The 12,519-nt window shown below is 64.2% G+C and carries 12 protein-coding genes; 1 reads left to right on the plus strand and 11 read right to left on the minus strand.

The features are described from left to right. Window positions 1-389: 389 nt before the first annotated feature. The 11 genes from JOD69_RS11710 to nrtS all read right to left on the minus strand — a co-directional run bounded on the left by JOD69_RS11710 (window position 390) and on the right by nrtS (window position 11,806). Window positions 390-2,741 carry a DUF4157 domain-containing protein gene (locus JOD69_RS11710; RefSeq protein WP_086134063.1) on the minus strand — a complete coding sequence of 784 codons (2,352 nt, stop codon included), beginning with the start codon at window positions 2,739-2,741 and terminating at the stop codon, window positions 390-392. Next, on the minus strand, window positions 2,738-2,992 hold the full coding sequence (locus JOD69_RS11715; protein WP_077729982.1) for a hypothetical protein: 255 nt from the start codon (window positions 2,990-2,992) through the stop codon (window positions 2,738-2,740). Before JOD69_RS11715 ends, JOD69_RS11710 begins: the two co-directional genes overlap by 4 nt. Further along, complete coding sequence (locus JOD69_RS11720; RefSeq protein WP_086134062.1) at window positions 2,989-4,914, minus strand: ATP-binding protein; 1,926 nt, start codon at window positions 4,912-4,914, stop codon at window positions 2,989-2,991. Before JOD69_RS11720 ends, JOD69_RS11715 begins: the two co-directional genes overlap by 4 nt. Then, window positions 4,911-6,212, minus strand: coding sequence for a DUF4255 domain-containing protein (locus JOD69_RS11725; RefSeq protein WP_086134061.1), 1,302 nt, complete (start codon window positions 6,210-6,212; stop codon window positions 4,911-4,913). The genes JOD69_RS11720 and JOD69_RS11725 overlap by 4 nt, the downstream gene beginning before the upstream one ends. Next, entirely contained in the window at window positions 6,209-6,931 is a 723-nt protein-coding gene (locus JOD69_RS11730) for a hypothetical protein (RefSeq protein ID WP_086134060.1), read from the minus strand. The genes JOD69_RS11725 and JOD69_RS11730 overlap by 4 nt, the downstream gene beginning before the upstream one ends. Then, window positions 6,928-7,641, minus strand: coding sequence for a hypothetical protein (locus JOD69_RS11735; protein WP_086134059.1), 714 nt, complete (start codon window positions 7,639-7,641; stop codon window positions 6,928-6,930). The genes JOD69_RS11730 and JOD69_RS11735 overlap by 4 nt, the downstream gene beginning before the upstream one ends. Before the next feature lie 5 nt (window positions 7,642-7,646). After that, window positions 7,647-8,171: a phage tail protein gene (locus tag JOD69_RS11740; RefSeq protein WP_077729977.1), complete on the minus strand. Its 525-nt coding sequence runs from the start codon at window positions 8,169-8,171 to the stop codon at window positions 7,647-7,649. Between the two features lie 16 nt (window positions 8,172-8,187). Further along, window positions 8,188-9,750: a phage tail sheath C-terminal domain-containing protein gene (locus tag JOD69_RS11745; protein WP_086134058.1), complete on the minus strand. Its 1,563-nt coding sequence runs from the start codon at window positions 9,748-9,750 to the stop codon at window positions 8,188-8,190. Window positions 9,751-9,811: 61 nt separating this feature from the next. Next, window positions 9,812-10,204, minus strand: a complete 393-nt coding sequence (locus JOD69_RS11750; RefSeq protein WP_077729975.1) for a hypothetical protein — start codon at window positions 10,202-10,204, stop codon at window positions 9,812-9,814. A 246-nt stretch (window positions 10,205-10,450) separates the two neighbouring features. Further along, on the minus strand, window positions 10,451-11,515 hold the full coding sequence (locus JOD69_RS11755) for a cobalamin-independent methionine synthase II family protein (protein WP_086134057.1): 1,065 nt from the start codon (window positions 11,513-11,515) through the stop codon (window positions 10,451-10,453). A 66-nt stretch (window positions 11,516-11,581) separates the two neighbouring features. Continuing rightward, a complete protein-coding gene (gene nrtS, locus JOD69_RS11760; RefSeq protein WP_133718773.1) occupies window positions 11,582-11,806 on the minus strand; it encodes a nitrate/nitrite transporter NrtS in 225 nt (74 codons plus the stop codon). Between the two features lie 190 nt (window positions 11,807-11,996). Between nrtS and JOD69_RS11765 the strand changes: the two genes are divergently transcribed. Then, window positions 11,997-12,497 (plus strand): MerR family transcriptional regulator, encoded by a 501-nt coding sequence (locus JOD69_RS11765; protein WP_077729973.1) that lies wholly within the window; start codon window positions 11,997-11,999, stop codon window positions 12,495-12,497. The last annotated feature ends 22 nt before the right edge of the window (window positions 12,498-12,519 follow it).

Here is a 12,519-nt window from a genome sequence, read left to right on the forward strand (position 1 = left end):
CGAGGCTGCGGCGGCGTTCCTCGACTGTGACCCCGTGTACGTAATCATCGGCTCACACCATGGCGGGCAGCTCTCATATCTTCGGTTCGTTCCAAAAAACCAATTCCGACGCCGATCCCGTTCATATCGAGCAGTTCCCATTCCTCCTTCGTCGAATGTCGGGATTCATGCCTCGCCTCTGACCACCGCCGCCGCAGGATGGGTAGAGGTGATAGCCGAAACCCATCATCCCCTGGCCTTCCATCTACGCGGGCTTTTTGCCCGGCGTGTGGCTCGCGCGCAATACGGTGGATACACGCCGCCACTTGCAGGGACGCCAAGGCGCCATTCGATTCGGGGCCGACTAAATAGGTCATTCCCTGCTCTTCAACCAGATAGCCTTGGGCAGGTCAGCAGGTCTGCTTGACATCGGTCTTGAACCCCTTGAGGTAATAGCGTGTTCCGGCAGGATGTGTGTAAAGGTTCTCCGGCAGCGGCTTCAACTTACCGGGCGGCTTGAGCATCTGCGGTTGGTGTTGCAGTTGACGGTGCCCTTTCAAGTGAGTGGGGCCCTCGATCAGCGTCATGTTCATCGGCGAATCCAGACCGCCCAGAAACAGCGGCACCGAGTGGTGGACGTGGTAACGCCCGGCCACAAAGCCCGGATCTACCGTTTGCCGATAACGCAGTTGCTGGCGCTGCTGGTCGGCGACGTCCGGTTCGCGGTCGACGCCGGGGGTGCGAATGAACTGGGTCACCGGAACCCCTGCAAGCATCGGCGGGCGCAGGATGACGGGCCAACAGAGCGGATAAGCGCCACTTTTCTTCTCCTTGCGCTTTTCCTTACGCTTCTTGCGGCGCTCCTGCTTGGCCGACGACTTTTTCGATGTCTTCTTCGAGCTTGCGGTTCTACGCAGTTGCTTGCGCGGGCGCGCGGTCGGGCGCGGGCGCTTGGCTGCCCGGCCCCGAAAGCGTGGCGGCCGGCGTAGCGCAAAGCGGCGACCGCGCAACGCCATCAAAATCTCGGCAACTGTTGTCGCGACACCGGAAGCATCGGCGCGGTCCTGGATCTTCTTGCCTTCGGCGATGATTTCATCAACATGCTTGTCAACTTCGCCCAAGGCCTTCCCTTCCTCGGTGCCGCGTTTCTGGTAATCGATGAAGTGTTGGGCGACGTTGAGATCGATCCGAATCGACTCGTCCTCGCCCGCCAGCAAGCCGACGAGATCCGACGCGAGGCTGCCGACTTCCGCGTTGGTCTCGATCCATGACTCGTGCCAATCGGTGTATTCGGTCAGCTTCTCTTCGACCTCATCTACGTTCTCGACGGCAGGCGGGACATCCCAGGCGACGATCTTGGCCATGTCCTTCAGATGCTCGGCATTCCGATACAGCATCTGTAGTTCGATTGTCGCGGCGCCGACAACGACCGCGCGCTGGTCTGCCGGCATCGCCGCAAGCACGGGCATCAGCGCTTCGAGCGTCTCGAACGTGTCGTGCATCGATTCAGCCTGCGCTTCGACAATGTCGACAAGATCCGGATCGAGCTTAGGCGCCGCGTCGGCAATCACCTTTTCCGCCTCGGCAAGCGAAGTGCGGCCCCGTGCGATGCCCTCCGTCAATTCCTTAGTCGATTGAGCCAAGCCTGCTTCGAGTTCTTTCGCGGCTTTCGCTTCGGCAGCCACATCGCCGCCCGCCGGCGTAGGATCGGTACGCGCCTTCTCGTGCAAGGCTGCGAGCATCTGCGCGCGCTCGGCCGAGAAATTGTTTGCCACGTATTTCGCGAATTCGTCGCCCTTGGCGCCCGGTTCGAGGCGGGCCGCCAGACCCGCCGCGTGCTCAGTGGGCACGCTTTCGCACAGATCGAGAACGGCTGCCAAACGCCGCGGGCCCGTAAGTGTGCCGTCGTCCTGGATCTTCTTCAGCGTTGCAAGTACGCGTTGATGCACATCGGCGCGCGATTCGACCGGCGCTTGTGGCGCGCGGGCAACGCCGACGCCGATCGGCCCGTGGATTTGGGCGGCAGGCCTGGCGTCGGCACTCGCCAGAGCCGCGGGCGATGAGCCGAGTTGCTGGAGGCTGTGCGCCAGCTCGTGGGCAAGCAGCGCCATTCCTACGCCTGTCTTCGGCGCGTACTGCCCGGCATTGAAAACGAGGTGCTCGCCGACAGCGTAGGCGCGGGCCTGCAGTCCAGCGGCGGAGCGGGCAGCCGCGGCGTCGTCGTGGACGCGCACCGCGGAAAAGTCACACCCGAATGAAGATTCCAACCGGGCTCGCGCCTGCGACTCGATCCCGCGGCCCGGCGACCGCAGCACGTCTTGGACAAACCATGGCGCAGCGACGCTGCCGCCGTGGCCCAAGACGCGCAGCGACAATGCAGGTGCGGTATTGCCGTTTCGAGGGATGGACGAGCCAGGCGCAACATCGGTCGGGTGTTCGAGCCCCTTGCGCTGAGGCAGCGGACGCCGCACGCGCGCCTCCATCGGCGGAACGCGCGGTGGAATCCCATCGTTACCGCCATGCGCCGGTTTTGCCATCACCTCTTCAGCCACCCGATCCGCCTCCCGCTCATAGGGATCGCCGGGTTCACTGACAACCCGCTTGCTCTGAATACCTAGGACCTTCTTCTTTCCGCATTCCTCGCATTCACCACTGAACCTCGCCGGGCCACCGCAGGCGCATTTGCGTTGCAGCTGCCCAATCTGGCCCCTAGACGAATGCGACTTCGCCTGGGCAGTCTGCAAGGTTGCGGCTTGCCTCATGATTTGATGCTCCGTGCGATAGCCTGGGCCGTTTGCGTTCCGATCGACTGTGGTTTTGCACCGTGCTCTAGGGGCACATTGCCCACAGGTACACGCGTGGCGTTGCCGATGTTCGCGAGTCTCTCTACCGTGACCGGATCGGCGAGCAGCCGGGTTAACTCCGCGTGCAGACCGGCGGCAACGGCATGCCGGTCCTCGTGCCGAAATCCTTTCAGCACCAGCCGATCGATATGCACTACGACACGCTTCATACCCACCCCCGCGTTTCCACGTCCGTCAGGGGCCGCTCGCGCTTGGCGGCTTCGTCGTAGGCGGCGCGCAACAGGTGCGGCATGCGTACCGGTTCCGCGGCTTCGGCGGCGAAAAAGGCAGCGTTGAGGGCGATGTTCCGGATGTTGCCGCCGGCGACGTGGAGCCGGGCGAGCTTGGCGGGGTCGAGCCCTTCGGTCGGGGTGGCGGCGGGAAAGATGCCGCGCCAGATGGCTTCGCGCTCCCCAGCATCCGGGAAGGGAAACTGGACGACGAAGCGCAGCCGGCGCTGGAAGGCCGTGTCCAGGGCCGCCTTCTGGTTGGTGGTCAGGATGGCGAGGCCGCGGTAGGCCTCCATGCGTTGGAGGAGATAGCTCACCTCGATATTGGCGTAACGGTCGTGGCTGTCCTTGACCTCGCTGCGCTTGCCGAACAGCGCGTCGGCCTCGTCGAACAGGAGGATGGCGCCGCTGTCCTCGGCGGCGTCGAACACCCGCCTGAGATTCTTCTCGGTTTCGCCGATGTACTTGCTGACCACCGAGGACAGGTCGATGCGGTACAGGTCCAGGTGCAGCTCGTTGGCCAGCACTTCGGCGGCCATGGTCTTGCCGGTGCCGCTCTCGCCGGCGAACAGCGCCGAGATGCCTAGCCCGCGCGCGCCCTTGCCGGAAAAGCCCCAGTCCTCGTAGACCTTGAGCCGGTGCCTCACATGGGCGGCCATCTGGCGCAGCGTGGCTTTTTGCGGCTCGGGCAGTATCAGATCGTCCCAGGTGGCGGCGGAGTCCAGCCGCTGTGCCAAATCATCGAGCCGGGTTCGGCCCAGCGTCCGGCAGGCTCGCCAGAGTTCTGCGTCGGGATGGGAGCTCGCGGCCAAGGTCGCGCGCAAGGCCGCGCCGGTGTTCGAAATCGTCTCGGCGCCCAATCGGAACTGGCCGGCAACCCCCTCCAGCGCGCCGTTGAGCCGGGCGGCGGCTGTCCCCAGCGCCGCCTCCCACAGCCGTTTCTGCTCCCTGGCGTCGGGTTTATTGACAAGGAACCGCAGGTTCGCCCGGTGCACGGCCAAGGGTTCGGGGGCGGAGAGGAACACCAGGCCGCCGAGCCGTTCAGCCAGCCGAACCGCCGTCCCTTGGGCCGTTTCTTCCCGGCCGCAGTCGATCAGCAGCGCGGCTTCCAGCAACACCGCCTCCCGCTGCCACAACACGGCCAGCGAATCCAGTTCGTGGACGGCGGCGGGAATGTCTCCGGCCCGCAGCACGCAAAGCTGCAAGCCCATCGTCGAGGCGACCCGAGCCGCCACGTCCTGCCGTCCCGAGGCGTCATCCCCTGCCAGTTGCACAATCGGCCAGGATTCGCGTCCTTCGAAGGCTTCCAGCACCGCTTCGGCGGCCTTGAGTTGAGATTCAGCCATCGTCCGGGCAGGCGGACGCGGCTGCAACAGCGGTTGCAGCCGAACATCGAGATAATTCACCCCGGCGAGATAGTGCAGGACCCGCTCGTCCATCTTCAGGCGGGCGGCGCTGAGTCCGGCGTTCTCGTCCACCTCGATCAGCCGCCAGCGGCGCAGCGGGCGGGCCGGCGTGAGCGCGCTCCAATGGGCGTCTTCCAGGACGGCGAGCGCCAGGCCGAAAGTGACATGCGTCCTGGAAGGCTGACCCTGGGCAGCCGCGCAACGGGCGGCCAGTTCGCTGTCCATCTCCAATCCGGCGCAGAGGAGCAGCAGGTCGCGCTCGAAAGGACTCAGATCGAACCGTTCGGCCAGGTGGTCGATGGCGGCGGGCGCGGGCATCGCGGCCCTTGCATTATCCAAAGCGGCCGGATCATCGCTCCCGTGCCCGTCGAGCCGCGCCTTCAGGCGGGCGAATTCCGCCGTCAGCAGGCGCTGGTTACCGGCGGTCCAGTCGTGTTCGAACTCCCGGGCGTTCATGTGATGGTAATCCGGCGATCGAGGAACACCGGCGGTTTGGCCGCGCGGTCGATGATCGGGCTGTCTATCCCGTCGATCCGGAGCCGTGCCAAATGGGAGCCGACCGGTGCGTCCTCGATCACGAAATTGAGCGCGGTAACCGGCGGGACGTAAGCCACCGGAGCGAACTCCTGCTGGCCCAGCACCAGAACCGCCCGCTGTCCGGCGCGCAAGGCGGGATGGAAATTCAGCGTGAAACTGGCGGTTCCGTTGCCATCGCGGACCACGTTCATGGGCAAGCCGGTGATGTCGGGAGCCAGCGTCAAGGCGAGCCGGTTGGTCTCGCGCGGCTCGGTCTCACCCGGACGGACCAGCCGCGCACCGACACGCCAGACCCCGACCGGAAAGCTGGCTGCCTGCGCCACCGGGATGGAAAACCGAATCAGCGCAGTGCCTCCCGTTCCCATGGCAGCGATACTCTGCTCCACCTCGAAACGATCGTTGGTGAGCAACACCGTGCGCCCGGTCCCGTCCAGGTGGTGGCCTTCGAGATCGATGGTCTCGCCCAGCCGCGCCACAGGCTGACCGCCGGACGGCTTGACCGCTTCCAGCATGGGCAGCGACGGCACCAGGCCGGGTTCCACCACCACGCCGCGGTCACGTTGGGTGATCGGATCGATCGGACCGCGGGACAGCACCGGGAGGGGCGAACGGACGGGCTGGTCCGCCTCGATCAGCACCACGCTCGCCAGGTAGGCGGCGGTGGGCCGGTAGTGGCTCTGGATCGCGGTCCAGAGCTTGGACATTTCCTCGGTATTGAGGTACGCGGGGGTGATCTTGATCTGTTCGATCTGGTCCGCGAGGCCCGACTCGGCCAACGCGCGCTGCAGCGGGGTGCCTGGCGGCGGTGAGGGAGTCAGGGCGTTGCGGATCGCCTGGCGGGCGAGCACCGGGGTTTCGTGCAGGAATTGCATGGCGTAGCCGAGCAGGATCTCGGCGTGCAAGTCGCCGCTGCTGTAGGCCGAAATGAGATAGTGCAGGTCGAGTGCAAGGGGCGGATTGGAAAGGCGATGCCGACCCGAGGCGTCGCGCGAGGGCAGGCCCTCGTTGCGCCAGCCGGTGTTGGGCGTGACCTGGTGCAGGAACAGGTTGAGCTGGGAAGCTTCGCTGCCGTTGGGCGGCACCACCCGGTCGGGCGGGCCGACGCTCACCGACACCGAACTGCCGATGACGCCGGCCACGTTCTGATTGATCAGGCCGTCGTTGAGCAGGTCGCGCAACACGGCGGTGACTCCGGCGATGGCGAGCGCGCTGCTCATGGGCGCTCTCCCCGCCGCCGCGCCAGGTATTCTTCCAGGGTCATCGGCTTGGCCGACGGCGGCGTCCGGCGCTTGGACGGAGGCGCTTCGTGCACCGCGGTGACCTCGATCCGGCCTATGGTCACGTGCACCTCGGTGGATTCCCCGGCCCGGCTTGCCGAGACGGCGCCCCGTGAGGAATCCGGCGGCCGATTCCCCGCATTCCATGCCGGCGAATGCATGGCCCGTTGCGGAGGAAGAAGCGGCTCGACCATGTGTGCCAGGCCATGGACATTGACTCGTCCTTCGCGATCGGCAGAATCGCCCTCGATCATCCTGCGGGAGCTGCGAGGCACGAGGTCTGCCACGGATTCAGCAGACGATTCCTCAAGGCTTTCTGCATCCATAAAGCCCGCTTGCCCCGTCTCGGCTGCGACCGGCGTCGGGCCGATGCTCGCTCTGGGTACGTCCGGAACAAAGGCCGCATGGTCGGCGACGCGTGCTTCGAAAGCGGGCTTGTCCGGTACGTTCTCCGGAACATCGAGCCGCCGCACCGGGTCCTCTACGGTCCACTGGCGGGCAGACCGGCTGTCGCCGGGAACCGAGTTCGGCAGAACGGCTTCCGGCAACTCCGGTTCGACCAGGGCGGGCGGCGGCGCATAGGGCAGCCGTGCGGCGGAATGGACGCTTTGCGTAAGGCCCATGGCCCGTCCGACGAGACGCTGCACGAATCCGCTCATGATGCGTCCACCATTTCGAGATAGATCGCGCGCCGCTCGGGCGAGAGCGCCAGAATCTCGGGTTCGGTCCAACCGTAGGCGCGGGCGAGACGATGAACTTCGGTCAGCAGCGCGCGGGCACGGGCCTCGATTTCCTCCCAGAGCAGCGCGCCGATGTCGAGGCCCGCCACCCACCGGTGTCCGCAAGCCTCGCAGGCCAGCTCCAGGGCGATGTCGGCCATGGGGTCCAGCGCTTCCAGCCCGGCCTCGACTTCGGCCCGCAGATCGGCGTCTTCGGTCCAGGCCGTATTCCCGCCGTCGACCCGGCAGCGGTCGAGAAACTTCCGGCTCGCCGTCTCCACGTCGTGTTCCCCCGCCACCGCTGCGAGATCGCGGCTCGAAGGCGGGCGGAAACGGAAACCGGCGACCTCCAGTTCGGAACGCCCGTCGCCCTGCCCCGTGCAGGCGAGCAATTGCCGGCTATCGAGCGCGAATTCCAGCCGTTCGCCGCAGCGCTCGCAGTCCAGGTACGCCTCGATGCGGGGTCCGAAGCTGGCCTCGCGTAGGCCCAGCAACGCGGTGTTGATCACACCCAAGGGGAGATCGGGGAGGCGGGAGGACGGAAGGTCCGGACGGGCGAAACCGCCCAGCAACAGCGCCCGATCGATCGGGTGCCGCGTTCGACCGCGCTCCCACAGCGCCAAGAGTTCCGCTTCGCTCGGAGCCCGCATGAGCTTCAATCCGGTTCGGTGAAGCTAGTCTCGGCGGGCTCGGTCACGTCGTAATCGCGCTCCCAGCCCTCGTTCTCGAGCTTGATGGTCTGGATCGCCACGGCGTTGGCATTGGCGTCGAGATCGGGCAGCGCCTGGTACTCGGACACCCAGCAGCGGAACACCTTGTAGGCCAGCGCGAGTTGCCCGGCCTCGTTGTAGACCTCGATGATGATGTCCTTGCGGAAATCCTTCAGCGAGACCTCGGCGCCCAGGCCGGAGCCGAAGTTCCACACCTTGTTCGCCCATTTCTCGAATTCGGTATCGTGGGTGACGCCCCGTTCGAGCGTGATGGCCTCGAACTTGGTGCGACCGGGAGACTTGCGCGAGGTGGAAGGGTCGCCGCCTTCGCGGTGTTCGACCATCTCGGTGGAGCGCTTGAGAGCGCCCACCTTGGAGATGCCGGCGACGTAGCGGCCGTCCCATTTCACGCGGAATTTGAAGTTCTTGTACGGATCGAAACGCTGAGCGTTCACGGAAAACTGCGCCATCTTGAATTCTCCCCGGTTAAGCCTGAATCTGTCCGGCCAACTGCTGGATGCGGATCACCACGAATTCGGCGGGCTTGAGCGGAGCGAAGCCCACCAGGATGTTCACGATGCCCAAATTGATATCGTTCTGCGTGGTGGTCTCGCGGTCGCACTTGACGAGATACGCTTCCCTGGGACTCTGGCCCTGGAAAGCGCCCTGGCGGAACAGGTTCTGCATGAACGCGCCCACGTTGAGCCGGATCTGCGCCCAGAGGGGTTCATCGTTGGGCTCGAACACCACCCACTGGGTGCCGCGGTAAAGACTTTCCTCGAGAAAGAGGGCCATACGCCGCACCGGCAGGTATTTCCATTCCGAAGCGAGCAGATCGGCCCCGACCAGGGTGCGGGCGCCCCACACGACCTTGCCGGCGACCGGAAAGCTGCGCAGGCAGTTGAGGCCCAGGGGATTCAAGCGCCCGTTCTCGCCGTCGGTGAGGGTGTAGGTGAATTCCTGGACCCCGGAGAACGACGCTTCCAGGCCGGCCGGCGCTTTCCACACGCCGCGCTGGGCGTCGGTCCGCGCCATGATCCCGGCCACTGCGCCGCACGGGGCGAAGCTGCCCAGGCGATTCTCGTTGAGGGGGTCCGGCATTCGGAGCCGCGGGAAATACATGACCGCGTTGCGGGCGTCGTCGTTGCCGATGGTTCCGCGGACCCCGTTCACCCCGGTCTCGGCCGTGGCGACCGCCGTGCTAGGATTCGCGGTCCAGGCCGCGGGCGGGTCGACGATCAGCATCGCCCGGCGGTCCTGGCAGTATTTCGCAGCGGCAGCCCAGGTCGTATCGGCCACGTCGGCGGTAGGCGACAGCGGCGGAATGCAGAGCAAGTTGAACAGGTCGACCGGCTCCAGGGCATGGATCCCGGTGCGCTGATTCGGATCGCCGGTGATTTGCCCGTCGACCAGCGGGTCTCCGTCGTCGGTGGCGTTGCCTACCGCCGCTTGCGTGGCGTCGGTGGGGCTTTCGCCGTCCGGTGCCGAGGTACGCACCCTCACGAAACTCGACCCCTGGGCGAGAACGGTATCGACGAAGCGCGGATCCGTGACCTTGCCCGACACGTTGCGGAAACGCTCGGAGGCGATCACCCGTGTGCCGCCGGGGCGGTCGAGCTGCTCGACGGTCAGGTTGAACAGGGCCGTGTCGCCCGGATCGCGGGTATCGTGATCCACGGTGGCGCGCAGGGCGCCGCCCCAGGTGCCTGGGCTGGAGGCTTCCAACACCAGGTTGCCGCTTGCCGTGACCAGGGTGATGGTCGCGGTGCTGGCCGCCACGTCGCCATTGAAGACCCGCACGATGATCGCATCGCTCCCGCCGTGCTGGAAGAAATGGCTGACGGCATAGCTCATGGTGCTGGCCTGCCACAAACCGCCGAAGAGGCGGGTGTACTCGGCGAAGCTCTGGATGCGAACGGCTTGGTTCACGGGGCCTTGCAACGCCCTTCCGATGAAGGCGGTAATGGAGGTGGCCACGCCCGTGATGGTTCGAACGCCGCTGGGCACTTCTTCGATATAGACACCGGGATAGGTAAGAGCAACGGGCATGGCGATCTCTCCGTATCGACTGGTTGGTTAAGAACGGGGACCTGCATCCCCGGCCGTCATATCAAGGCGTGGCATCCCGCGCGACGAGGATCTCGACGCTGGCGGGCTTGTCGGAGCTGCTATTGGTGAATTTCATTTGGCGTGGCGCCACGCCGAACAAGGCGACGCCGCCACCGGAGAAGATTTGGGGACTGTCCAGTGTCAGAGAGGAGGAATCGGTGGTCCCGTCACTGACCTTGAAGCTCAGATGCGTACCGTAAGCGGAAGACTTGATCACCAGAAGGTGAATGGCGCTGCTTCCCCCCGGTTGCAGGTCGATGACCTTATCGCTGTCGCCCGGCTGGATCGAAACCTCGATCCGGTCGGTTGCCTCGATCTCCTGAGGCGGGCGGGAAAGAGTCACCGCCGCGCTGCCACTGACCTGTATCGTGAGCGACCAACTCAGAGTTGCCATGAGCTTTCTCCTTTTTTATTTGAGCGTCATGAGCCTTTCCCGAGCGGTAATACGCCTCTTGAGGACCCTTTGTCAAGGCCGAGAGACATCCGTCGATATCTTGAGACGGAATACGAGATTTACGCAGTCGTAACCATCACGGCAGCCGGACATGGCGTACCGGGTGACGGGAGAACAGGCGGGCCATCAAAGCGCCAAAGCCTGACCGACTTTCCATGGTCCCCGTCTTCCAAGCCTCTCGATCGGCTATCGTTCCAGAATGAGCTCGGCTAGCTTCGTACCCAGCACTCTCGATCGAATCTTTCCGAACGCCGTATCGCGGCCGGTCGATGTGTCGTCCTCGAACGGCGAAAAGCCGCAATCATCGGTCGTTCCCAGTTGATCGAGCGAAAGGTATTCTGCGGCCTTCAACACGCGATCGCGCACCGCCTCCGGCGTCTCGACCTCCGGATTGAGCACGTCGATCACGCCGACGAAAATCCTCTGCCCCGGCCGCACATGCCGCCGAAGCGCGGCGAGCGCGCGGTCGGACTGTTTTTCGCTGGCCAGCTGAACGTAAAAATTGTCGGCCTTGAGCTCGAGCAAACTCGGCAAGAGTTCGGCATAGTCCACGTCCGCACTGTGGGTCGAGTCGCGGTCGCCGCCGGGGCAGGTATGAACGCCGATGCGCCGCCGCTCCTCGGGAGTGAAATGATCGAGCACGCGATTGTTCAAAGCGATGAATTCCCGAAGCAACCGCTTCGAGGGATCGAGCTTGACCGCGAGCCGACCCTCCGTGAAATCGATCTGCACGCGATAGGCTCCCGCCTCGAGACAACCCCGGATATCCCGGGCGGCTTCCCGGACGAGGTCGTCGAGGAAAGCTTCCCGAGGATAGCCTTCGATCCCATCGGGCGGATAGATCAGACTGAGCGCCGAAGCCGAAATGACGGCCTGCTTCACGGGCAATGAGGTCAGGCGTTGGGCAGCCCGGAGGTATTGGTCGGCGTACGTCGCATAGCGAAACGGCTCCGCCGTCAACCGCGGCAACTGGCGCGTATGGCCATCGGCAAACGTAATGACCGCGCCGTCCGGGGCGATGTTGGGAAGGCCCTGTAGCGGATAAGTGGCAAAGCTCGGCTTGGTTTGTTCGCCATCCGTAACGACTGGCGACCCGGTGTCTTCGAAGCGGCGGAGGGTATCGCGCAGAGCCTCCTCGGACACCGTCGCCAGTCGTTCCGAGGAAGCTCGACCGGCACGAAACTCCCGCAATAACGCAAGAAGCTCCGGAGGACGGGGAATGCTGCCTATCGGTTCAGTTGGAATCGTCATGGTATTCTCCGCAAGATAACGAAATGGAGGAGATCACTTTCGGCCGCAAAGTGTCTCTATCAGCGTTCATGCCGAGCGGCCGTTCTGTCGGGTGCTCCCGGACACGGCACCATAGGTGGCGACAAGAAAAGGCACCGCATACGTCAAAATCGCCTGCGTCAAATTCCAGGGCGACGCGCCCAGGAGAGCCTCGGGTTGGTTGATAAGATTCAAGAGCGTGCCGACGACCAGGGTAACCCGCAGCGAGCGAGGATAAACTCCGCCCGTCAGCGCCAACCGGTGACAGGCCATCACTTTCGTCCTGTAACGGAATAACATGTCAACCCAAAAAGCCTTGTTTGCTCGCATTCCTGAAGCTCATCAATATCTATATTTAATTAAAATTCATTAATATAAAACCAATCTTGGATGGAAACCTTATAACTCGGCTCCATCCGATGCGTCAACAGAATCTTCCGTAAACGTCAAATATAGAGATGTAATGGTTATGCGCCTCCCTCCGCGCGACCAGCGCGACATGCTGAAGATCGGCGAGTTAGCCGAAGACCTGGGAACCACGCCCAGAACTATCCGCCTGTACGAAGAACTGGGCCTGATCGCGCCCGAACGGACCCGTGGCGGGACCCGGCTTTACCGCAAGAAAGACGTCAAACGCATGGCGATCGTCCTCCGGCTTGCCCGCTTGGGGATGGAATTGAGCGATGTCCAGCGGCTCGCTTGCGTTCGCGAGCAATGCGGCTCCGGGGCGGAAGCCGTATCGAAGGTATTGCCGCTCCTGGATGAACTGCGGGGATGGATTGATTCGACCCGGAGCGAGCTGGAATTGGTGGAACGCGATCTTGAACGGGCTGAGATGCTGATTCGCCAATGCAGCCGATGCCCGAATCGGCCCAATCGCCTGGATTGCCCGCAATGTCCCGTCGACCGGGATGTCGACTTGACGGATCTCGCCCGTCTTATTTGGGATCCGACCAGCCCCTGATCCGGAACGCCTATCCGGCTAT

The sequence above is a fragment of the Methylocaldum sp. RMAD-M genome (assembly GCF_017832375.1).
GTDB lineage: Bacteria > Pseudomonadota > Gammaproteobacteria > Methylococcales > Methylococcaceae > Methylocaldum.